21 protein-coding genes and 1 pseudogene are annotated in these 22,715 nt (G+C 62.6%); 12 read left to right on the top strand and 10 right to left on the bottom strand.

Going from position 1 to position 22,715, the window contains the following annotated elements; all coding sequences use genetic code 11:
- Window positions 1-68 precede the first annotated feature (68 nt).
- Window positions 69-1,040 carry a helix-turn-helix domain-containing protein gene (locus C9I57_RS01675; RefSeq protein ID WP_107148902.1) on the bottom strand — a complete coding sequence of 324 codons (972 nt, stop codon included), beginning with the start codon at window positions 1,038-1,040 and terminating at the stop codon, window positions 69-71.
- Window positions 1,041-1,138: 98 nt separating this feature from the next.
- Here C9I57_RS01675 and C9I57_RS01670 point away from each other — a divergent pair, with 98 nt between their 5' ends.
- The gene (locus C9I57_RS01670; protein ID WP_107148901.1) at window positions 1,139-2,380 is read left to right on the top strand and encodes a DUF1479 domain-containing protein; all 1,242 of its coding nucleotides are present in this window, start codon (window positions 1,139-1,141) and stop codon (window positions 2,378-2,380) included.
- A 120-nt stretch (window positions 2,381-2,500) separates the two neighbouring features.
- On the opposite strand, the gene C9I57_RS01665 is transcribed toward C9I57_RS01670, so the two are convergent.
- Window positions 2,501-2,908, bottom strand: coding sequence for a DoxX family protein (locus C9I57_RS01665; protein WP_107148900.1), 408 nt, complete (start codon window positions 2,906-2,908; stop codon window positions 2,501-2,503).
- A gap of 190 nt (window positions 2,909-3,098) precedes the next feature.
- On the opposite strand from C9I57_RS01665, the gene C9I57_RS01660 reads away from it, so the two are divergent.
- The 4 genes from C9I57_RS01660 (at window position 3,099) to C9I57_RS01645 (ending at window position 9,884) form a co-directional block, all read left to right on the top strand.
- Window positions 3,099-3,992, top strand: coding sequence for a LysR family transcriptional regulator (locus tag C9I57_RS01660; protein ID WP_107148899.1), 894 nt, complete (start codon window positions 3,099-3,101; stop codon window positions 3,990-3,992).
- Window positions 3,993-4,163: 171 nt separating this feature from the next.
- On the top strand, window positions 4,164-5,252 hold the full coding sequence (locus C9I57_RS01655; protein ID WP_107148898.1) for a porin: 1,089 nt from the start codon (window positions 4,164-4,166) through the stop codon (window positions 5,250-5,252).
- A gap of 286 nt (window positions 5,253-5,538) precedes the next feature.
- The gene (locus C9I57_RS01650) at window positions 5,539-9,060 is read left to right on the top strand and encodes a bifunctional diguanylate cyclase/phosphodiesterase (protein WP_107148897.1); all 3,522 of its coding nucleotides are present in this window, start codon (window positions 5,539-5,541) and stop codon (window positions 9,058-9,060) included.
- A 14-nt stretch (window positions 9,061-9,074) separates the two neighbouring features.
- Window positions 9,075-9,884, top strand: a complete 810-nt coding sequence (locus C9I57_RS01645) for a glycine-rich domain-containing protein (RefSeq protein ID WP_258187447.1) — start codon at window positions 9,075-9,077, stop codon at window positions 9,882-9,884.
- Here the strand turns inward: C9I57_RS01645 and C9I57_RS01640 are convergent.
- The 6 genes from C9I57_RS01640 to C9I57_RS01615 all read right to left on the bottom strand — a co-directional run bounded on the left by C9I57_RS01640 (window position 9,881) and on the right by C9I57_RS01615 (window position 16,133).
- Window positions 9,881-10,291, bottom strand: a complete 411-nt coding sequence (locus C9I57_RS01640; RefSeq protein ID WP_107148896.1) for a response regulator — start codon at window positions 10,289-10,291, stop codon at window positions 9,881-9,883. The two genes, C9I57_RS01645 and C9I57_RS01640, sit on opposite strands and share 4 nt — an antisense overlap.
- A 158-nt stretch (window positions 10,292-10,449) precedes the next feature.
- Window positions 10,450-11,100: a response regulator gene (locus tag C9I57_RS01635; RefSeq protein ID WP_107148895.1), complete on the bottom strand. Its 651-nt coding sequence runs from the start codon at window positions 11,098-11,100 to the stop codon at window positions 10,450-10,452.
- On the bottom strand, window positions 11,097-13,244 hold the full coding sequence (locus C9I57_RS01630) for a sensor histidine kinase (RefSeq protein WP_107149237.1): 2,148 nt from the start codon (window positions 13,242-13,244) through the stop codon (window positions 11,097-11,099). Before C9I57_RS01630 ends, C9I57_RS01635 begins: the two co-directional genes overlap by 4 nt.
- Before the next feature lie 217 nt (window positions 13,245-13,461).
- Complete coding sequence (locus tag C9I57_RS01625; RefSeq protein ID WP_107148894.1) at window positions 13,462-14,712, bottom strand: phosphatidylserine decarboxylase family protein; 1,251 nt, start codon at window positions 14,710-14,712, stop codon at window positions 13,462-13,464.
- A gap of 67 nt (window positions 14,713-14,779) precedes the next feature.
- The gene (locus C9I57_RS01620; protein WP_107148893.1) at window positions 14,780-15,184 is read right to left on the bottom strand and encodes a response regulator; all 405 of its coding nucleotides are present in this window, start codon (window positions 15,182-15,184) and stop codon (window positions 14,780-14,782) included.
- A gap of 100 nt (window positions 15,185-15,284) precedes the next feature.
- Window positions 15,285-16,133: a MipA/OmpV family protein gene (locus C9I57_RS01615; RefSeq protein WP_107148892.1), complete on the bottom strand. Its 849-nt coding sequence runs from the start codon at window positions 16,131-16,133 to the stop codon at window positions 15,285-15,287.
- A 182-nt stretch (window positions 16,134-16,315) separates the two neighbouring features.
- Here C9I57_RS01615 and C9I57_RS01610 point away from each other — a divergent pair, with 182 nt between their 5' ends.
- Both C9I57_RS01610 and C9I57_RS01605 read left to right on the top strand, forming a co-directional pair.
- A complete protein-coding gene (locus C9I57_RS01610; protein ID WP_258187446.1) occupies window positions 16,316-16,771 on the top strand; it encodes a response regulator in 456 nt (151 codons plus the stop codon).
- Window positions 16,772-16,904: 133 nt separating this feature from the next.
- Window positions 16,905-17,453 carry a hypothetical protein gene (locus C9I57_RS01605; protein ID WP_107148890.1) on the top strand — a complete coding sequence of 183 codons (549 nt, stop codon included), beginning with the start codon at window positions 16,905-16,907 and terminating at the stop codon, window positions 17,451-17,453.
- A gap of 21 nt (window positions 17,454-17,474) precedes the next feature.
- Here the strand turns inward: C9I57_RS01605 and C9I57_RS01600 are convergent, their stop codons facing one another.
- Window positions 17,475-18,809 carry a cation:proton antiporter gene (locus tag C9I57_RS01600; protein WP_107148889.1) on the bottom strand — a complete coding sequence of 445 codons (1,335 nt, stop codon included), beginning with the start codon at window positions 18,807-18,809 and terminating at the stop codon, window positions 17,475-17,477.
- Window positions 18,810-18,833: 24 nt separating this feature from the next.
- Window positions 18,834-19,226, bottom strand: coding sequence for a DUF3175 domain-containing protein (locus C9I57_RS01595; RefSeq protein WP_107149236.1), 393 nt, complete (start codon window positions 19,224-19,226; stop codon window positions 18,834-18,836).
- A gap of 219 nt (window positions 19,227-19,445) precedes the next feature.
- Here C9I57_RS01595 and C9I57_RS01590 point away from each other — a divergent pair, with 219 nt between their 5' ends.
- The 5 genes and pseudogenes from C9I57_RS01590 to ku form a co-directional block, all read left to right on the top strand.
- Window positions 19,446-20,003 (top strand): ferritin-like domain-containing protein, encoded by a 558-nt coding sequence (locus tag C9I57_RS01590; RefSeq protein WP_107148888.1) that lies wholly within the window; start codon window positions 19,446-19,448, stop codon window positions 20,001-20,003.
- Window positions 20,004-20,114: 111 nt separating this feature from the next.
- A complete protein-coding gene (locus C9I57_RS01585) occupies window positions 20,115-20,669 on the top strand; it encodes a type 1 glutamine amidotransferase domain-containing protein (RefSeq protein ID WP_107148887.1) in 555 nt (184 codons plus the stop codon).
- Between the two features lie 72 nt (window positions 20,670-20,741).
- Window positions 20,742-21,353, top strand: a complete 612-nt coding sequence (locus C9I57_RS01580; protein WP_107148886.1) for a hypothetical protein — start codon at window positions 20,742-20,744, stop codon at window positions 21,351-21,353.
- A 195-nt stretch (window positions 21,354-21,548) separates the two neighbouring features.
- Window positions 21,549-21,707 carry a DUF1328 domain-containing protein gene (locus C9I57_RS01575; protein ID WP_107148885.1) on the top strand — a complete coding sequence of 53 codons (159 nt, stop codon included), beginning with the start codon at window positions 21,549-21,551 and terminating at the stop codon, window positions 21,705-21,707.
- A 160-nt stretch (window positions 21,708-21,867) separates the two neighbouring features.
- Window positions 21,868-22,683: pseudogene (ku, locus tag C9I57_RS01570) on the top strand (non-homologous end joining protein Ku); the annotation flags it as partial.
- Window positions 22,684-22,715 lie beyond the last annotated feature (32 nt).

The following is a 22,715-nucleotide window of genomic DNA, read 5'->3' as shown; positions in this document are numbered from 1 at the left end:
ACTGCATAGCGCGCCACGGGCGACAGTCGGAGCGATGTCAGGCCCGCTGGCTCGCATCAGACAGCGCATCATGAAGCGAGCGCTTTTGCGTTAGACCGAGTACTGCTTGCCGCCTTCCGCTTGACTTCGAGAGATGGCGAGCGCTCCGTAAGTGGCGGTGATGAATCGAACCGCGAGCCTTTGAACTGCTGCCGGTATGCCGCGGGTGTCATCTCCTTCGTCGCTTTGAACTGCCTGTTGAAGTTGGCTACGCTGTGAAAACCTGACCGAGCGGCGACAACGGATATCGGCATCTCCGTATCGGTCAACATGCGGCAGGCGTGACCGATTCGGACGCGGGCGATGTACTGCCCGACGCTTTCGCCCAAGTGCCGCGTGAAGTGTCTCGTCAGCGTGCGTTCCGACAATCCCGCCGCCTTCGCGAGTGCGGAGAGTTTCAATGGCCGCGCGAACTGGGTGTCGATCAATGAAAGGACTCGGTTGAGCTGTTCCGGCTCGTAACCGCGAACAGTACCGACGCGCGTTTCGAAAGCGCTCGGCGACGCCAGAGGTTCGGCGGGCAAGTCCGACAACCAGACGAGGATGTCCAGCACTGCCGCCAGCCTCTCTCGCGCATCGGTGGAAAGCAGCCGATCGAGTTGCGTGCGCATCCGGGTACCGGCACCTTCGGGGAAGACCAAGCCGCATGCGGCTCGTCGCAGCAGGTTGCGCAGGTCTGCGTATTCCGGGCACAAATCAGCCAGTCGCCGCACCCATGAGCCGCCAAACCATACGACGATGGCGACTTGCGGCTCCGCCGGATCGATAGAGCGATTCGACGACCAAGTATGTGGGAGATCCGGTGGAACCAGCACCAGGTCGTCATCGCCGTAGCCCGCGACGGAATCGCCTATGTAACGCTTCCCACGGCTGTTCATCGTCAGGGTTAGCTCGTACTCCGGGTGGTGATGCCACTCGAACGGAATCCGCGTCAGGCGCCGATGGTAAACCCTGACCGAACAGCTTTCGCCGAATTGGACGTGCTCGTAGGCGGCTTTCATGTCCGGAATTGCAAAAGGATTGGCTCGATCGTATCACTATCCGAGGCATCGCCGTCGTACGCTTTTCGGGTCAGCAATCACGATATGGAGACGATGCGATGGCCCTGCAAATCGACGACCTCTCGGCTGCAATCAGGCGGACGAAGCGCGAACTGCGTGAGCAGTTACCCAACTTTAAAGAAGTCTTCGCAGACATCGAGGCGGCGATGATCGATGAGGCCGAGCGCATTGCGACACTTCGCGATGAAGGTGAAGCCGTCATTCCCGAAATCCGGTTCGACGACATCGTTCACAATCGCGTAACCGCGGACGAGATCGCGCTTGTCAAGGCGCGGGGCGCCTGCGTTATTCGCAATGTCTTCGACCGCTCGCTCGTCGAGCAGTGGGACGACGACATCGCCCGATATGTCGAGCAAAACAATCTCGATGCGAAGCTGCTCAACCGAGCAGAGGACAGGTATTTCGGTCAGCTGGCGTCGAGCAAGCCGCAGATTTACGGCGTGTATTGGTCGAAACCGCAAGTGATGGCACGCCAGTCCGAGGCGCTCACTCTGGCGCGCGTGTTCCTGAACAGGTTATGGAAGGCGGAAAGTGAAGACCGCGTTCACTTCGACCCGAATCATGTTCCCGTTTACGCCGACCGGTTGCGCCGCCGGCCGCCGGGCTCGGAATCGCTCGGGCTCTCCGCGCATTGCGACGGCGGTTCGGTCGAGCGCTGGATCGAGCCCAATTTCCGCAAGGTCTACCGGCACGTGTTCTCCGGCAACTGGCGCGACTACGACCCGTTCGACGCGGCATGGCGAACCGAGGTCGAAGAGATTCCTTCGCCGGCGGTCTGCTCGATGTTCCGGACTTTCCAGGGATGGACCGCACTCACTCCGCAAGGCCCTGGCGACGGCACGCTTCAACTGGTGCCTATCGCGAACTCGATGGTCTACATTCTCATGCGCGCGCTGCAAGACGACGTCGCCGATGACGACCTGTGCGGCGCGATGCCGGGCAGGGCGCTCTCTCTCAAGGAGGAATATCACGCTCCGTTGTTTCGCGCCCTCTCGTCCATTCCCCCGATGCAGGCGGGCGACACCGTCTTCTGGCACAGTGACGTCATCCATGCCGTCGAAGATGCGCATCGCGGCAAAGGCTACAGCAATGTCATGTACATCGCTTCGCTGCCGTCGTGCGCTAAAAACGACGCATACCTCGAGCGCCAATTGCCGAGCTTCCTTGAAGGGAAGAGTCCGCCCGACTTTCCGGCCGACCATTTCGAAACCGACTTCGTCGGTCGCGCAACGGCCGAGGACCTAACTGCCTTGGGCCGCTCGCAAATGGGCTTGGACTGAGTCGGCCTCATCCGCGCCAGATGCAAGGCGAGCGGCTGCAATCCGAAATGTTCTTTGCGGCGCTCAAAAGAACGATTGGGGCGTCGTGACGTAGAAGCTGATGTACACCCCGCCGGTACGCTACCCCTTGCTCGGAGCCGGCCGCAGCGCATAAGCGCCATCGCCGAGCAGGAAAAGCACGACGAGCGCGACGGCCCAAAATGCCGGATATTCCCATCCGCCGCCCTTGTTCGTGAAGAGCCACCCATTCGCGCCGTGCACCATCACGATGGTGCCGAGCATTTCAGCCGCGAGCGGCAGCGCGATCCACGACGCATAAATACCGAGAATCAAGGCGATGCCGCCGACGACCTCGAGCACGATCGTCAAGTAAGCCGCAATCGCGGGCAAGCCCAGCGATGCGAAGAAGCCGACGAAACCGGGGATCGAGAACACGAACAGCTTCAGGCCGACGTGTGCGAGGAAGAGGATGCCGAGGCTCACGCGCAATAGCAGCGAGGCGAACGGTGCGGTCTTTGGGTTGATCATGGCGATACCGACGCTTGAAGCAATGGAGTTCGAGAAAGACGACGGCACCGAATCGCGTCATAAGCAGAAAAACACTAAGGACACCGAATAAAACGCATGCCGTCGAAGCCAGCGCAAACGATACGGTCGCCGGAATGATCAATCAACTCGGCTATGATTGATCCATCATTTACTGCTGGTTGACGATTGGATGGATACCCTCACGAGCATGCAGGTGTTTCGTCTCGCGGTCGAGCTGAAGAGCTTTGCCGCCGCGGCCCGCAGGCTCGACATGTCGCCGGCGATGGCCAGCAAGCACGTCATGCATCTCGAGCAGCGCCTCGGCACGCTGCTGCTCAATCGGACGAGCCGGCACCTGAGCCTCACTGAGCCGGGCGCCGTCTATTTCGAGCATGCGCGACAAATGCTCGATGATCTGGAGGACATCGAATCGGCCGTGGCGAAGGCAAGCGCCGCGCCGCGCGGCACGTTGCGCGTCAGCGCGCCGGTCTGGATGGCGAATCCGGGCTTCATAGGCATCCTGAACGAGTATCGCCAGCGTTACCCCGGCGTGCGGCTCGACGTCGATCTGTCCGGTCGGTTTGTGAACTTGGTCGAGGAGGGCGTCGATCTGGCACTGCGTGCGACGAACCCGGGCTCTTTGAGCCAGACGCTCATTGCGCGGCCGATCGCACCGGTCACCTTCCATGTCGTTGCGGCGCCCGACTATCTGCGCCGGGCGGGACGCCCCACGCGCGCCACGGAGCTCGGCGATCACGCGGTGCTCTCGTATTCGCTGCTGCCGGCCGGCAACGGCTTCGACGTGGAAGGTCCTGACGGTGTGGAAACGGTCAAATTCGAGCCGGTCCTCCAAAGCAACAACGAATCGCTGCTGAGACTCGCCGCCCTCGAAGGCATGGGTGTCGCGTTCTTGCCTAAGTGCCTCGTCGCGCGCGACCTCGAGGCGGGCCGCCTGGAGGTGCTGATGCCCGACTATCGGCTCTTCGGCACCCAGCTATATGGCGTCTACCAGAATCGAAAATACTTGTCGTCGAAAGTCAGAACCTTCCTCGATTTCATTTGCGATAAGCCTTCCATAGCATAGGCGTGTGAACTGGAACTGATTCCTGCTGACTCGTGAGGCAGGCTTTTTTTTTTGACAATTGTCAATTTCAGCACGGGTGAGAATCGCCTATGCTTAACGCCAAGCGTGCGTGACGTCCGGCTGCAATGGCGCCGCTCGAAAACGAACAACAGCACGACTTGGGGGTCGGTCATGAAGCAGTGGACGATCTGTGCCATGCTTTGCGCGTCGACAAGCTATGCTCACGCCGAGGATTTGCTTCAGATTTACGGCATTGTCGACGGCGGTGTTGCTTATGCCACGAACATAGCCGGTGCTCATAGCTGGTTTCAGACGAGTGGTGTCGCGCAGTCGGACCGCTGGGGCTTACGCGGTTCGGAAGAACTCGGAGGCGGAAACCGCGCGATATTCCGGCTTGAAAACGGTTTCACTCTCAATGATGGCCGATTTTCACAAGGCGGACTCGAATTCGGCCGGCAGGCGTTCGTGGGGATCGCAAGCGATCGCTTCGGAACGTTGACACTCGGCCGGCAGTACGATTTTATGACAACCAACCTGACGGTTTTTTCGTCGGGAACGTTGACGCCGTCCGTCTTCGCGTTTCATCTGGGCGATCTCGATCGTCTAGGTGCGGAGCGTATCGATAACGCCGTCCGATATGTCACGCCGGAATTTGCCGGCTTTCAGCTCGGCGCACTCTACGCATTGGGCGGACAGCCCGGTAATTTCTCCTCGCATAGCGCGGCCGCTTTCGGCGCATCCTATGTCATGGGCGCATTCAGAGCCGGCGCAGCTTATACCGAAATTCACGACTACACGGCGGTATTCGGAATCGGCACGACGGTGCTCGGGGCGCCGCTCGTCGGAACGTCGTCGCAAGGATTGCTTCGGCGTTTCCAGACGTTCGACAAGCTGACGGGATCGGGTATCGGCGCCAGTTATCAACTCGGGCCGGCCCTCGTTCACGCGCTCTATACGATGGTCGATCTGCGCCAAAACGGTGCAAGCGCAACGCTGCGAACGGCCGAAGGCGGTGTCAGATATTCGATCAATTACGCGCTCTCGCTTGCGGGAAGCTATGCGCACTCCACACTGGCAGGCAAAGGATGGAACCAGTTCGTGGGCGGCGCCGACTATTTGCTCTCGAAGCGAACGGATATTTATCTGAACGCAGTCTATTTACACGCGAGTTCAGGGGTGCAGGCCGAGCTGTTCGGGGTGCCCGCCTCGTCGTCGAACAGCCAGACGGTCGTTACGCTGGGGATGAGGCACGCGTTTTAGCGGCGTTGCAGCACGGCAGTCGAATTGGATATCCGCGACTTTTTTGATCTAGGTTAACTTTCAAATCCGATTGATACGATATTTTCGGGTTTGCGTTGATAGGGTTTTGCTAGGTTGAAAGGGTACGCGAAAACGTTATCCTCAGAACATACGGATTTGGTTGCTTTTCGAGCTCTCCGGCGCATCATGTGCGGCGAGTCGAGGGGGGTTTGTTGTAAAAAATACGCGCAATTATTTTTGCTGAAACCGGTTTTTTTCATGCCGGATTTCAAATGATGGGCCGAAAATGGTTTCCTGGGCAAACGAGCATCTGCTGCGCGGTATCGAGCGATTTGGCTCAGTGCACACTTTTATGACGACCGATTCCGGTCGTCGCTTCGCGGCGCGATGGCATCGCGTGCAGACTGGAGTGCGCGCGAGCATCGACCTAATTCGACGTTTGCTCGGCCAATACTACGCGGGTGGGTTGGCATTGGCCGCTCTGCTGCTCGGTCTTGCCGCGACGCTGACGGTTCATTCGCTGCTTGGCGGATTCGTCGAGCGTGAGGCGCGGCTTCGTTTTGAAAACGATTCGCGCAGCGTCGAGCAGCAGATTGCGACGCGTGTTCGACTTTATTCGGACGTGCTCGTGACGATGCGTGCATTGATGAGCGCCGACAACGAGGTGAAAAGGAGCGAATTCCGCGACTTCGTGTCTGGGCTCGATTTGCCGGGGCGGTATCCGGGCTTTCAGACGCTCAATTGCGCGTTCTATCTGCGCGACACCGATCTGGACGCATTTGTCGCGCGGCAGCGTATCGATCCAGCGTTGCAAAGCGCGGGAGTCGAATTCACCGTGCATCCGCGCGCTCAGCGCGCGATGCACGAAATACTGACTTACGTCGAGCCGCTCGACCGTAACACGGCGTCGCTCGGGGTCGATCTGGATGCACTGCCGGATCGCGGCAACGCTTTACAAACATTGCGCGATACGGGTGAAGCGGTCAGCAGCGGTCGCTTGATCTACGCCGAGCGCGGCGCCGAGTACGTCGGTCTTGCGATGCGTCTGCCCGTCTACCGCAGGGGGATGCCGACGGCAACGGTGGACGAGCGTCGCCGCGCCTATGTCGGCTCGGTCGGTGCCGGCATCAGAGTGAACGACATGATGGCTGGGCTCTTGAGCGCCGAGACGTTACTCGCGCTGAGATACCGCATTTACGATGCAGGAAGCGTCTACGGCCGCCAGGTCGAACCTTCGAATTCCCGCATGCTTTACGACAGCGTCGGCGGAGTATCGGTGAGCTCTGCTGCCGCGGCGAGCGGAGGCGAAACACACGTCGATTCCGAGAGGCGCAACGGCAATGGTGGGCGGCGTGCAGCCGTTCGCGGTGCATCGACGAGCCCACCGTTCACACGCAGCACGATGCAGCAATTCGCGGGGCGGCGCTGGGTCATCGTATTTTCAGCGCAGCCTGCGGCATTGATGGGCTCGCAGCGCTATCTGCCGAACGTCGCTCTGCTCTCCGGGCTGGTCATTAGTCTGCTGTTGGCGAGTCTCGCGTACGCGCTGTCCAGCTCGCGCTCGCGTGCGCTGAAAGTGGCCGCCGATATGACGGCCGGTTTGCGTGAAAGCGAAAGGGCGCGAGCCGAAGCGCAACGGATCGCGCATTTGGGAGACTGGCGTGTCAATCTAGGCAACGGCGCCGCACATGTTTCCAACGAGATGGCGCGCCTCGTCGGTTTGAGACGCGGGTCACCCACCGTGAAGATGCTGGCACGGGCGATCGAATGCGTCGATCGCCCCGCGCTACTGAGTCACCTCAAGCGGACACTCGAGACGCGGGAGCCGTTCGAGCTCGAATGCCGCTACCGGTCGTTACGCGGCAGGCGCGGGTGGCTGCGCATCATCGGTCATGCGTGCGGCGAGCCGGGCAGCGGTTGGCTGCGCGGCACCGCCCTGGAGGTAACGAAGCAGAAATCGATCGACCGCGCTCGCGAGCTGGAGCACGCGTTCACGCTTCAACTCGCCACCGCCACCAACGACACGGACGTATTCGCCGGGCTCGTCACGTTGTTGACGAGCGGCATGAATTGGGACGCGGGCGGGTTCTGGCCGACGCAGGGGGGCCGTCAGCAGTTGCTCCATCCCGTGTACTCGACATCCGTCGCTGCGCTCGAACAGCGTCTGCGCGCGCAGAGCCTCAAGCCGCTGATCGACGACGCGCCCATCGCTCCGCGCTGGTCCACGTCACGCGCCACTTCGCCGCGGCTTCCCGCGTCCGGGATTGTCACGACGTTCTCGTTCCCGCTGCATACGGGCAAGGAACTGCTCGGCGTGGCGGAATTCTATTCGCGCGAACGGCGCCACGTCGAGCCTCAGGCGCTTGCGATGGCAAGCTCCATCGCAAGCCAGATGAGCCATTTCCTGCAACGCCGCATGGCCGAATGCAATCTGCAGTTTCTCGCCAACCATGACGCGCTCACGGGATTGCCCAACAGGCTGATGTTCAAGTCGCACCTCGAGGATTCACTGTCGCGCGCTCATGCGGAAAAGACGGCGCTTCACGTGCTCTTCATCGACCTCGACCGCTTCAAGGACATCAACGACTCGCTAGGCCACAACATCGGCGATCAGATGCTGCGCGCCGTCGCCGAGCGTCTCGGCGAGCGCGTGCCGGAAGCCAATATGATCGCGCGCCTCGGCGGCGACGAATTCATCGTGCTCCTCGAGGACCGTGGCGATGGCGCGGCGCATTTGCGGCAGACCATCGACGTCATTCAGGCCGCGCTGGCGGACCCGTTCTCCGTATGCGGGATGCAGTTGCAGGCGAGTGCAAGCATCGGCGTGAGTTCGTTCCCGGAGGATGGCAGCGATGCGCAGACGCTGCTGAAGAACGCCGATCTCGCGATGTACGGCGCGAAACAGCGGGGCAAGAACACGTTCCAGAGGTACGCGCGCCAAATGAGCATGTCGCTGCAGCAACGCGTCGAAATGGAGTCGTGTCTGCGGCAGGCTGTCGAGAACCACGAGTTCACGCTGTTCTATCAGCCACGCGTGGATTTGCGCACGAATCACTGCACCGGCGCGGAAGCGCTCATTCGCTGGAACAGTCCGAAGCTGGGACTCGTCATGCCGGCCGATTTCATTCCGCTCGCCGAAGAGACCGGAGACATCGTATCGATCGGCGCATGGGTGCTGCGCGAAGCGTGCCGCCAGGCGGCGGAATGGCGAGCAGGCGGGCTCGGCGACATTCACGTGGCCGTCAATCTTTCGGCCCGGCAGTTCGCCGATACGCGCCTGCGCGAGACTATTCTCGAAGCGCTCGAAGACGCGCGGCTGCCGGGCCACCTGCTCGAGCTCGAGCTGACCGAGAGCGTGATTATGCGCCATCCCGAGCAGGCGGTTCACTTGCTCTCCGCGATCAAGAAGACGGGCGGGCGCCTTTCGATCGACGACTTCGGCACCGGTTACTCGTCCCTCGCGTACTTGAACCGATTCCCGATCGATATCGTGAAGATCGATCGCTCGTTCATTCGGCATCTGCCCGAAAGCCATAGCGATGCGCAGATCACGAGCGCTGTCATTGCACTGGGACACAGCCTCGGGCTGACAGTCATTGCTGAAGGCGCCGAAACACAGTCGCATATCGACTTCCTTCGCAAGGAGGGGTGCGATGAGGTACAGGGGTACTTTTTCAGCCGCCCCTTATCCGCCGGCGATATGAGGATCTTCCTCGATCGACCGGTTCAACCGGGGCGCGGCGCGGCGTCGCTGCCTCATTGCACGGATGTGCGGGGTTCGGGCTCCGGACATTCGATTCATAGCTGAGACGGAGACGGACCATGCAGGAAAGAAAAAACGACACGACGGCCATGTGGAATGCCATCGAGGAACTGGACTTCGAGAGGATCAAATCGAAGCTGCTCCACAAGCATCGCGGGGCGGTGACGGAACACGACATCGCGCGTGCCGAGGCGGGCTATCGACAATTTCTGAAGATCATCGCCAAATATCCCGACGCGCCGGTCGTTCCGAGCGAGGCCGTCGACGAATTCTGGCATATGCATATCCTCGATACGCAGCGCTATGGCGCCGACTGTGAGCGAATCTTCGGCTATATGGTGCATCACGACCCGTATATCGGGATCGACGGGCCGCAAGACGAAGCGCGTCTTGCGGACGCGGCGCGGAGCAGCCATGCGCTTTTCATGCGTGAGTTCGGTACGGCCGCCGAGGCGCCCGCATATTGCATTCGGTCCGCGGAAGGCGCGACGGCCGCCTACTGCATTCGCGCCGAGGAGAACGGCGCGTCGGCGGCATATTGCATTCGACAAACGGTGGATGCGGCCTCGGCGGCCTATTGCATCAAGCAAGCGGCGGATATGTCGTCCGCGGCATATTGCATCAAGCAAACGGCGGATGCGTCCTCGGCGGGGTATTGCATCAAGCAAACAGCGGATATGTCGTCTGCAGCGTATTGCATCAAGCAAATGGCGGATATGTCGGCAGCGGCCTATTGCATCAAGCAGACGACGGATATGTCGTCAGCCGCATATTGCATCAGGCAAGCGGTTGGGCCATCGCCAGCGGCCTACTGCATTCGATCCGGACGGCCTGCGCCGACGGCCGCCGCGTATTGCATTCGAGCCTAACCGGGCTCTCCTTCGCGCTTTTCGCGCGCAAGGCGGGCGATCGTCTCCATCGCGAGATCGAATTCGGTTGTTTTATCGAAGAAATAATCGGCGCCCGCCGAGAAGCTCGCCTTGCGGAACACAGCGGTCGCGTAGTTCGTGAGCACGATCGTGACGATCGAATCGGTCCGGTCGCGCAGCGCATGGAGCAGGTCGATGCCGTGGCAGCCCGTAAGCCGCAAGTCGACGATGACCACCTCAGGTTCGCTGGCCTCGATGCCACGCAATGCCGTTTCGACGTCTTCCGCTTCGCCGACGACGAGCGCTTCGCCCGCCGGCGGTTCGATGCGGGCGGCAAGGCGCTGGCGGACGAGCGTGGAATCGTCGACGACGAAAACCCTCAACAGGGACGAGATGGGCGAACTCATGCGCTGAGTATCATCATCGCCCGGCTTCGTGAATATCGGACCGCACACGAAAATTACGTAGGCGTTGGAGAAGCGCCTTGTAGGGCGTTTCCTACAGCCTCCAGGCGCTCAGCGCCGGGCGGTCCTGGGCCTGGACGAGTGATACGCCGCCGTCCCGTCTAGACCTGATCGCCGTCGTCGAAGAGCTTATGCTGGATCGCATAGCGGACCAGCGCCGCCTCATGTGGCATCTGCATCTTTTCGAGAATCCGCGTTTTGTATGTGCTTACCGTTTTGGCGCTCACGCAGAGCTCGTTCGCGATTTCCGTAATCGTCTGGCCGGAGGCGATGCGCCGGAACACTTCGAACTCGCGATCGGACAACCGCTGATGCGGCGCCATATCGGTCGGCTCATTGAGGCTTTGAGCAAGCCGCTCGGCCATCGACAGGCTGACGTACACGCCACCCGCCGCGACCTTTGTTACGGCGGAGACCAGCTCGGTGCTCGCGCTTTCCTTTGTCAAATATCCCGATGCCCCCGCCTTGAACGCGCGCACGGCATATTGCTGTTCGGCATGCATCGTGAGGACGAGAATCCGTAATGTGGGGATCTCGTCCTTGATCTGCTTGAGGAGCTCGACGCCGTTGCGCGGTCCCGGCATCGAAAGATCGAGCACGAGCACGTCCGCCGGCGTGCCTCGCACGAGCGCGACCGTGCTTGGTCCGTCGTGGGCTTCCCCGGCGACCTCGAAGCCGCTCGTGCCTTGCAGGATGTGCCGCAGACCATCGCGCACGAGCGTGTGGTCGTCAGCCAATAGCACTTTGGTCATGGCAAGGCCTCTTCCTGTTGTATTGCCGCAAGCGGCAGCGTGACGGTGAGGATGAAACCGCGGTGGGCGGCCGTTTCGATCGATACCGTGCCGCCCAATAAGTGAACCCGTTCCCGAATGCCAAGGAGTCCGAAGGAATTTCCCGCGCGTCCTTCGACTTCCTCCGTCGTTGCGCCGCGCCCGTCGTCCGCCACCCGCAATAAGCATCGGTCGCTTTCGACGGCAAGGGCGACGCTGACGTGCTTCGCTTCCGCATGCAGCGCGACGTTCGTCAGCGCTTCCTGGACGATGCGAAAGAGCGCCGTCGCGCCCTCGCGCGAAAAGTCGACGGCGGCCGGCTCGATCCGGCGCTCGACTTCGATACCGTAGCGTGTCGTGAAATCGTTGATCAACCATTCGATCGCGGGGCGCAGTCCGAGATCGTCGAGCATGACCGGCCGCAAATCGGCGGCAATTCGACGGGCAGACGCGACCGTGGAATCGATGAGCCGGCGCATGCTCTGCAGCTGAGCGAGGGCGGATGGCGCGACGCCGGGCGTGCCCTCGAGCGTTTGCTGCGCCGAGGAGAGGTCCATTTTCAACGCGGTGAGCTGTTGCCCGAGATCGTCGTGCAGTTCGCGGGCGATGCGCGTCTTTTCGTCCTCGCGCACGGTTTGCAAGTTCGCCGAAAGCTTGCGCAGCGCCTCGCGCGATTCCTTGAGCTCGTTTTCGGCTTCGACGCGCGCCGTCGCATCATGCAGCATGACCGTATAGAACTTGCGCCCCTCGCCATCGGCGAACTGCGTGATCGACGCCTCGATCGGAAACTCCTCGCCATCGGCGCGCAAGCCGGTCAACACGCGGTGCCGGCCCATTCGTCGATCGCCCGCCCCCGTCGCTCCGAATTGCTCGATATGCGCTTTGTGCGCTTCACGAAAGCGCTCAGGGATGAAGCGCTCGATCGGCCCGCCGATCGCCTCCGTCGCCGCGCAGCGGAAAAGTTGTTCGGCCATCGGATTGAAGAGAACGATTCGCTGCGCTTCGTCGATCGTGATGATGGCTTCCGGCGACGACCGGACGATGGCCATGAGCCGCGCTTCGATTGGCGTCGAGCTCGAGCGCCTCGTGCGCGCGCCGGCGTCGGCGAACGGCGCGACGCGGCGGCGCCCGAACAGAAATACTCCGGCGCCCGCCGCGAGTGCCGCGGCGCAACCCGACGCAACGAATGCGTTCGTGCCGAACTCGGCGGCCGCCGTCAGCGACGGGTCGCGCGTCGCATAAGTGAGCGCGAAGGTCTCGCCGCCGAAGCGCAACGCGTCCGTGCGGCGAAAAGAAGGTGCCGGCAGCGGCAAATTGGCGGGCGTCTCCGCGGGGGGATAGAGAACCCATGCCGGCGAGCCTGACACGACTGCCAAGTCCGTGCGCGGCGTGCGCGCGGCCACGCTCGCGAAGAGGTACTCGGTATCGAGTCGCGCGACGATGAAGCCGGCCAGCGAGGCGCGCCGCTCGGCGGGCTGCGGTGGAGGCGGCGCGTCGCGATAGACGGGGAAGAATGCGTCGACGCGAGGGCGCGGGACGTCGGACGACGACTCTTCATCGCGCGCCGGGCGCACGGCCAGCGCGATCTGCGCGGTATTGGCGGCGCGCAGCAGCGCATTGCGCGTTTCGGGATCCGTGCCGATGCCATCCGCGCCGGCGCTGGCGTGCAGAGGCCAGAGGAGCGAGAGGCGCGCGATCGGCGTTTGTGGCGGCGCGGCGAACGCATCGCCCGACGCCTGGGCGAAGCCGAGCGTGCGCAGGCAGGGCTGTGCGTCCTCGAGCGCGAGCCGGGCGATGTAGCGATCCCAGGCGTCGGCCGAAGGCGGGGCGCCCGCGAGCGACTGTTGCGATGCGACGAAGCCACTCGCGCCGCGCATCGCTTCGGTGCAAATGACGAGCTCGCGCCGCAGGTCGGCCGTGACGTGCGCGGCTTGAGTCACGAAGCGTTCCTGCGCCGCATCGAGCAGGCGCGCTCGAACGAGCGAAGCAGCAACGGCGGTGATGACGAGGACGACCGCGGCAGTCGCGAGCGCGGCGAGCCACGCGCCGCGATGGGCGGACACGCCGTCCGAAGCGCGGCCGGGCGGCGGTGCGGCAGGCGACGTCGAAGAACCGGCAGCAAGCATTGCGTTTCGGGCGTAGCGCGAATGGGTCTCGGCGGTACGCCGCGACGGCTTCGATGAAATCGGGAGCCGGCGCTTGTCGGAAACAATTGCCGGCCGCATCGCATCAGATTGTGCGCGATCTACGCGGCAATTGCCAATGATCTATGGATTGTGGCCGAGAACGCAGGGGCTGCGGCCTTCCTGGTTCGCTGTACCCACGAAACGGCTGCGCGGCGCGCTATCGCGCCTGTGCGATCGGCGCGTTCACGTGGACCGGTTTCGCCTTGCCGCCGGCGTGCGGCGTGACGAGGAAGCGCTCGATGACGTCCGCCTTGAAGACAAGGCAATACGTCGAGCCGCCGTATTGGAAGAAGCCGAGTTCATCGCCCTTGCGGACATGTTGGCCCGGCATGGCGTCGATGATGCACGACGATACCTCCGCCATGCCGACGAAGACGCAACCGACTTCCCCGATCTCGGGGACGTCGCAATCGATGACGATGACGGCACGCGTGGCGATCGATGTCGTATAGCCTTGCGAATCGTTGAGGCCGTTCGGGTCCGGGCCTTCCGCTTCGAGCGCCGAGTAGTAGCTGCCGTCGACGAGGTATGCCTTCGTAATCGTGCCGCTGACGGGTGCGTGCCAGCGATGGTAGTTGTATGCGCTCAGAAACGCCTGGTAGACCGAGCCTCCGGCGAAGCGCTGCGCGAGCTCGCGTTGGCTCGGCGTGAACATTTCCTGTAGTGAATACGGCTGCGATTTGATCCAAAAGCGGTCGTGGATGTTGGCACCGCCGCTGATCGCGTAGGGCGATGCTTCGCAGGCGCTGACGATGAGCTTCTCGTCCTCCGGGCTAGCGACCGGGCGCGCGCCCGATTTGAACTGCCGCGTGAAAAACGCGTTCCACGAAGCGAAACCCCGGTACGGTTGGTCAGGACTGCATACGAATTGATCGATGCCGACCTTTTCGGCGGCTTCCCGGCTGAACCAGCCGTCCGGCGGGCGCTCATGCAGGTGCATGCGCGAATGAGGCCCGCACAGGAAGCCGCACCATGCGTTGAGGACACGTTTCAGTTGCAGGTTGAGCGCCGGATCGCGAAAGAACGCGTAGCCGCTCGGCATGCACATCGGCCAGTCGAGCACCGCGTTGAGCGGACAATGGACGAGGCTTGAGTCGCTGAACGGTGGCGCGTACGTCATCAGGTAATCGATGATGACGATGAGTTCGTCGATCGTCGAGTAGCCGAGCCGGTAGCCCGCCGCGATCGCTTCGTCGATGGCGCGGACCAGGTTCATCCGCAAGACCGCGTCGTTCTGAATCAGCGTCGCGAGATCTCGCACCACCTGAGCCCGAGGTGCGTCGCGTGCTCGATCGCGCGCGCGGCGGGCCAGGTCCTCCCTGAATGCGCTGACCTGATCTTCGGCTCGCGGCAGCCAGCCGCCGAGTCGCCGCCGTTCGCCAACCGGTGCATCGGTCCCATTTGCCATCTGCAAGCTCCGTTCATGCGCGTCGTTGGCCGCGAACGCGCAAATAGCCTGCCAGGGGACTTCGAGGCTACGCCGGGCGCTTTCCCGCCGCGATCTCGAGAATCGCTTCGCGCAGGCGAAACGCTTCTCCCGCTTTATCGAGCACGTAGCGTGCGCCGAGGTCGAAACAAGCCTGCCGAATCTGCGGATAAACGAGGTTGCTCAATACGACCGCGACCGCGGACGGCGCGCGCTCAGGCAGCGACTCGAGTACGGTGAGCCCGCTCGTGCCCGACCTGAGCTGCAGATCGACGACGACTACATCAGGTTGGGTCGTATCGATCAAAACGAGCGCGTCATCGGGATTGTCGGCGGTGCCGACGATTGTGGCGCCCGGGATCGTCAGCACCAATTGCTCGAGTTGCGCACGGATGGGCGCATAGTCCTCGACAAGGAGCACTTTGACGACGGAAATGGGCGAAGGCGAATTCATGGCACGAGTGTGGTGCAAAGCGCCATGATTTGAAATCGGCGGGGGACGCGATTGCTGTGCGATTTCGTGAGGCGTTGTCGGATACGGCCTACATCAGCGGTCAGAATTCGTATTCGATCGAGAAGTCGAGGGCGGTTTCCCCGGCCTTTTGCGTCAGCGGACTGCGCGCGGCCGATCCGAACAGTTGCTGGAACGCCGCGTTGCCGGTCACATACCAGTGCTTGGCCGGCATCCAGGTCGCCGCGACGCCGAGGCCCGCGGACTTGACGCCCGCGGACGCATGGTACGGCGCGTAGCCCGAGCGCGCCGATTGCGCCGCATTCACGCCGAACCAACTGTTCATGTAGCGGCCGTCGGCGAACTCGACGGTGGGGCCCGCGAACCACGTGAATTTCTCGGAGCTGCCGGGCATCGGAAGGTAGGCGCCAAGGTCGCCCACCCATCCGTCGTCGCCGCCGATGTCGCGCCGCAAGTCCGCCCGCAAGACGAGCGGAAACGATTTCGACACGACATATTCGCCGAACAAGTGGGCGGACGGCGCCGGATTGATGTTGTCCATGCCGTGCAAATGATCGATGTCGTCGGCGGCGCGCCTGCCCAGATCGTAGGAAATCGCGATGCCGGCACGCCAGTTCGGCCCCCTCAGCACGTTGACGCCGAGACCCTCTCCGGTCGAGAGAAAAAAGAGGTCGCGGTAGCGAATGTCGATGGTCGGGCCGGCGACCACGACGTAGCTGTCCGCGCCGTCATAGCGCGGCTGGAAACTCACGGATGGCCCGATTCTGATGCGCCACTTCGGAAAGTCCGGCTCGAACATCTGTTCCAGGGTTATGCCAGCCGAGTACTGCCATTGAGCGAGCGGCGAGGGCGTCTGCGCGTGCACCGGCGCTAGTGTTGCGCCCAGCAGGCCGGCGAGGGCGACGCGCGCTACCGTGGTTGAGGTCGGCATGAGCTTTCCTTCTTCGATTTTGCGTGGATAACCGGGTCACTGAAATCGGCCGTTCGGTTCCGACATCAATCGTGCCAGAACCGACAGCAATGCGCATGCCGTTTCGGTTCCGGATCGCGCGGGTTCGTATTTTGCATTGCAATATACCCGTGCCTCACAGACCCTGCACCGTGGAGCTCCTTTTGGACAACTCTCCTGACGGCGAACCGAATCAAGACGTCGTATTGTGGCGGACGTTCCGGCCGGCGATGGTCGATCATCGTCGCGTGCTCGTCGTGGACGACTATCGCGATGCGGCCGAGGCGTTGCAACTTTTGCTCGATGCGGACGGCTTCGAATGCCGGGCGACGAGCGACCCGCTCGACGCATGCGCGATCGCGCGAGAATGGCAGCCGTTTGCGGCGTTGCTCGACATCGCGATGCCGGGGCTCGACGGGCTCGAGCTCGCGCGCCGGCTGCGTGCCGATCCGGCCACGGCGCAAATCGTCCTCATCGCCTGCAGCGGCTATGCGTCCTCGCACGACCGGCGGCGTGCCCGCGAGGCCGGCTTCGACGCGCATTGCGCCAAGCCGCTGACGCCAGAGCTGATCCTGCGTGTCCTGGAGTTCGCGACCCAGGGGGGCGCCGATCGCCATTAAGCCCGGTTGCCAAAAGCGCGACGAGCGTGATCAAATCGGGCGGGATCGAGCAGCGCGAATCATGAGGCTTTGAGTGGCTGTCCCGCAAGTTCCTAGCCGCTCGCGCGACTCGCCGTTCCGGGGGCCGACACCGATGAGTCCAACAACGCCGAAGAGCCGCCGCCGCATTGGGTTCGCGTTTGCGCTGCTGTCGTTGCTTGCATGGGGTTGCCCACGAGCCGAAGACCAGCGAGTCAATCGCGGGGGCGATCCTTTCTTTCAGATTTCGCACGCGCTTGGCCGTTGTCCGGCGCCGCTCGGGCCGCTCGAGACGGAGGCGGAGTGGGTTGCCCAGAGTCACTACCGGATCGAGCGCGGCAACAGCTGTTGGTGGGAAGGCCGATGCCGGCTGTCCAACAGCTATCTTTACGACAAGGAAATCGCCGATTCGGTCAAAAGGCGGCTTTCCTTCATCGAGCGTTCGACGCACTGGAAAGACGGAACGACGCTCTGGCTCACGCTGCAGCGCCGTTTCATCGTCGTTCAAGGGTGCGTGACTCCCGGCTTCGACAAACAAGCGTTCCTCGCCGAGCTCGCGAAAACGGCGGACGTGGAGCGCGTGATCGACGAAACGACGAGCGATCCGAAGGCACCTCCGCCCTACGGCACGTTGGCGAATCCGACGGCGCCCGTGAATGAATGATCGAAGGTCTGCGCTCGACGTTCAGTCGCGCTTCACCTTTTCCTCGTGCATGCGGTAACGGCGATACCGCCGCATCAGCGGCGTGGCCGATACACCGTGCACGAGCACCGATGCCGTCACGATGGCGAGCGCGATTGGGGCGAGCGCTTTGACATCGCTGCTTTGGTTCTGCTCGAGCGCATCGGCGAGATAGTAGACGGTGCCTACGCCGCGAATCCCGAACCAGCTCATCAGTCCGCGCTCTTTGCGCGAAGCGTGAGACCCGAGCAGCGACAACTCGACGGTGACGGGCCGCACCACGAGAAACAATACGAGGAAGAGCGCGACGTTGCTCCAGGTCAAAAGCGATCCGTTCAGCGTGGCGAGGAGACTGCCCACTACGATCATCATGGCCATCTCGACTATCCGCTCCACTTCGACCGTGAAGCGGAGCACCGTCTCCGCCATGTAAGCGTGCGCGCTTTCGGGGTGCGCCGCGGTGGCGGCCACGTCGGCCGGATCGATCGAGCCGATCGCGGCTTGCGGCGATCGCTCGCCCGTCGCTCGATGCTCGACTCGGCGCATCGCCACGCCGGCCGCAAATGCCGCGAGGAACCCGTACGCATGCGCGAGCTGCGCGGCCCCATACGACAATTCGATCAGCCCCAGCGCAAAGAATCCTTCGAGGCCGAGCGCTTGCGAGTGCTTCGTGCGCAGCCAGGTCACCGCATGTGTCGTGGCGAAGCCAAAAATGCCGCCGATCGCGATGCCACCCAAGAGACCCCAGAGCGTTTCGCCGGCGAGCGCGAACACCTGTCCCCCGCTCGGATGGGCGAGCGAGCCCGCGCAGAGCATCAGTGCGATGATCGTAAAGGGCTGAGCGATTCCATCGTTGAGGCCGCCTTCGCCCGATAGCGCGAAGCGGACGGTATCGAGATCGTTCGCGTCGCGCACCTGCACATCATGAGCGAGCACGGGGTCGGTGGGCGACAGCATGGCCGCGAGCAGCAGGGCAAGCGGCCACGAGAGACCGAGCACCCAGACGCCGGCGAGGACGATCATCGGAATCGTGATCGCCATGCCGAGCAGACCGAGCCGCAGCGGGAGCGTCCAGAGCCTATCGAAGAGCGGCAGGCGCAGACGCAAGCCGATGGCGAACAACGATGCGAGCAGTGCGATTTCGCTGAGCACGCGCACGAGATGCGCATCGCGAACGATGTCGAGCGAGAGCATGCCGGCCCCGGCGGGCCCGAGGGCGAACCCCGCGGCCAGATAGAGCATCGCGCCCGTCAGCGGCAACCGCTTGACGAACGAGCTCGCGATGCCCATCGCGACGCACATCCCGCCGACGACGAGGAACCAGATGGCTTCGTGCATGCGGTATGTCGCGCGGGCCCCGAGTTACTTGGGACGGCCGAATGCTTCGCGCAACTTGCCCTTGGCGCTTTCGAGCACCTTGCGCTGAGACTTCGGCAAATTTCTCCCCGCGCGATTGACGTAGAAATTCAGCATCGACATGGCCGACTGAAACGGCGTGCCTCGGCGCCTTCGGCTCGCGAGCGACGAGCGCTTGAGCGATTGTGCGATTTCGTCGGCGCTGCCCGATTTGAAGATGCCCGGCTCGAGATCGAGCGCGTCGCTCTTTTGCATGACCTCGTGCGACCAGCGACGTGGCTTGTCGCCGCTCTTCGTCGATCCTTTGTTCTTGCTCGCACTGGCCTGTTCATGGCGTTGGCGCGGCGGCCGGCCCGAGCGATGGCGCGTCGACGCGTGCGGTGTGGAGGTGCGAGTCATCGGTATCCCTTTCTGACAACGGAATGAATGAGTGCGTGTAGCAATGAATGGAATCATCGACGCAACGTCCATGCCCAGGACCGCCGTAGCGGCGCCTGGCTCGTTGGCGCGGACTGGCACGGTAGATGCCTGGACCCATTGATGGTGCGGCGCACGCGCGCGTGCCGCGCCCGAGGCTGCCGGTGTTTTACTTTCCGTATGCAAACCGATGGAGGGATCATGGCTCATCAACAACCGTTCTTGACCGACGTCAAGGAGATCCGCAAGCGGGCCCGCGAGCATATCGACGAGGGCGCGGTGACGGCTGGCTACAAGGCGGACCGCGACACCGTCGTGAAGCTGCTCAACGATGCGTTGGCTACCGAGATCGTCTGCACGCTGCGCTATCGGCGCCACTATTTCATGGCCAAGGGCATCGATTCGAAGAGCGTCGCCGACGAATTCTTGGAGCATGCGAACGAGGAGCTCGAGCATTCCGATTTGCTCGCCGAACGAATCGTGCAATTGGGCGGCGAGCCGAACTTCTCGCCGGATGGGCTGCTGACGCGCAGCCACGCTGAATACGTCGAAGGCACCTCGCTCGCCGACATGATCAAGGAAGACCTCGTGGCCGAGCGCGTGGCGATCGATAGCTACCGAGAGATCGTCGAGTATCTCGGCGACAGAGATCCGACGTCGCGCCGCGTGATGGAGACGATCCTCGCGCAGGAAGAGGAGCATGCCGACGATATGGCCGATCTGCTCGCCGGATTGCCGGCGGAGCGCAAGGCGAAATGACGAACGAGGCAGAGGCCGCGGGGGGCGCCAGGCTGGGCACCACGCTTGCTGACAGGGTTTGGAGGACGAGCATGAATCAGTATTTCGTCACTTGTTCGAGGAGTTCGACTCATGACTAAGAAGTTGGAAGGGTGCAAGATCGCGATCCTGGCGACGGACGGTTTCGAGGAAGCGGAACTCGTCGAGCCGAAGCGGGCGTTGACGGAAGCCGGCGCGATGGTGCACGTGATATCGAAAAAGCCCGGCCAGATCCAGGGCTTTCGCCATACGGACCGTGGCGGCATGGTGACCGTCGACGCGACGTTCGACCAGGTGCGACCGGACGACTATGACGCGGTCGTGCTGCCGGGCGGCGTAGTGAACGGCGACGCGATGCGCACCATACCCGAAGCGCAAGCGTTCGTGCGCGAGATCGATGCCGCGCACAAGACGGTTGCCGTGATTTGCCATGGCGGCTGGTTGCCGATTTCGGCCGGCATCGTGAAGGGCCATACGATGACGAGTTGGCCGAGCTTGCAAGACGACCTGCGCAACGCGGGCGCGAGCTGGGTCGACGAAGAAGTCGTTCAGGACGACAATCTCATCACGAGCCGCAAGCCCTCCGATATTCCCGCGTTCAACAGGAAGATCATCGAGTGCCTGGAGCAGCGAGGACACGCGGGTTGAGCGAACCCATGCCCGCCCGGCGCTTCCTGGCAGCAGTGTGAAACCGACGAGCAAAAAGCAGGAGGACATGTCATGTCGCTGATCGTGGCCGGCCGGTTCACGACGTTCGCCGACGCGCAAGCGGCGGCCCGGCGCATGTTCGAGAACGGCTTCATCGAAGAGGACGTCACGCTCTTTTTCGTCAATCCGCGCGGCCAGCATGCGCGGTATCCGGTCGGCGGCGACGAGTATGCCGACCCGCAGGCCGCGCGCGCCTCCGTCGGTGCGGGCAAGGGCGGGCTCATCGGCGGCGTGTTGGGCGCCATCATCGGGGTCGCGCTGTTCGGCGTGATGTCGGCGCCGTTTCTGGTGCTTGCCGTGGCGGCCGGAATAGGAGCCTATGTCGGTTCGCTGATCGGTGCGATGACGCATACGGCCGGTGGCGGAAAGGTGCCCGATCAGGCGGTGCCGCACGAGTCGCGCGATTCAGGCGTGCTGCTCGCTGTACACGTGAATCCGGACAACCAGCAGACCGCGGCGCGCGTGCTTCGTGAGGCCGGAAGCCTCGAGATCGAACGCGCGCATGGGCGCTGGCAGGACGGCCGTTGGGCCGATTTCGATCCGACGAAGGATATCGAGCCGATCGACGCCGCGGGCAGTGGCGCCGCCCCCGAACCGCGGCAAGCGCCGCACGCGAATCGGTAGCTCCGTTCGCCTGATCGCGTGCGGCGCGAGAAGGCCGCGATAGATTCGCCGCCGAGTGAAGGCGCGTCCCCGAATCCCACGGGCACGGGCCTTGCAGACCTGATGGGTGTTGCTGCCGAAAATGCCGCCAGTCGGTTGCGCCATCCATGAAGCAGCAACGCTACTGGCGCGCCGCACTTCAACCCAGGAGGAAACATGCTTCGATATGCCGTCATCTTTTTCATTGTCGCGATCATCGCCGCCGTATTCGGCTTTACGGGCATTGCCGCCGGCGCCGCCGAGATCGCGAAGATACTGTTCTTCATTTTCCTGGTCATTTTCCTCGCGACGCTGTTGATTGGCGTCTTCCGATGACGTTCGGGCCACGGCCGGCCGCGCGGGTGAAAGCGGCTGGCCCATCGCTGGATGCGTCGATTGAATCGTGCGCGCTCAACCGTTCCATGCACTGGCGCATTTGATGCATTAACCTTCAGTTGCCTGTTGCGTGAACAGGTACCGATGAGAAGGAGCCGCCATGTCACGCATTATCTGGAAAGGGGCGATCAGTTTCGGCCTCGTCAACGTGCCGGTGCAATTGCATCCCGCAACGCGCCCCGAGCGCACGAGCTTCAATCTGATCGACAAGGAAACGACCGACCCGATCGGCTATAAGCAGATCAATAAGCGCACTGGAAAAGAGGTGAAGCGCGAGAACATCGTGCGTGGCTTCGAGTACGAGAAAGGCCACTACGTCTTGCTTGCCGACGAGGAAATCCGCGCGGCGAGCCCTGAATCGACTCAGACGATCGATATCCTTTCGTTCGTCGAGGCGTATACGGTCTCATTTCTCTACCTGGACACCCCTTATTACCTGGTGCCCGAGCGCCAGGGCAAGAAAGCCTATGCGCTGTTGCGCGAAGCACTGGCGCAATCGGGGAAGATCGGCATCGCCAATGTGGTGCTGCACAACAAGCAGCATCTGGCCGCGCTGATTCCGGCGGGGCCCATTCTTGCGTTGAACACGCTGCGGTGGGGAGGCGAGGTGCTGCCCATCGAAGATCTCTCGGTGCCGCCCGAAGACGCCAAGACGGCGGGCGTATCCGAGCGTGAGATCGACATGGCGAAAAAGCTCATCGAGGACATGACTGAAACGTGGAATCCGTCCGAATACCATGACACGTTTCGAGAGGATATTCTGGCCCTCGTCGACAAGAAGGTGCGAGAGGGTAAGACCAGCGAAATCAGCGAGGGCGCCAAGGCGCCGGCACGCACGCGCGCCACGGCCGACGTCGTCGATTTGTCGGAACTGCTCAAGCGCAGCCTCGGGCGCGGCAAGGGCAAGCATGCTGCCTGAGCACGGGTAAGCCAATTGAATGGCGGGAG

The organism is Trinickia symbiotica (genome assembly GCF_003028655.1).
Classification (GTDB): Bacteria; Pseudomonadota; Gammaproteobacteria; order Burkholderiales; family Burkholderiaceae; genus Trinickia; species Trinickia symbiotica_A.
This window is presented reverse-complemented; position numbering and strand designations above follow the sequence as displayed.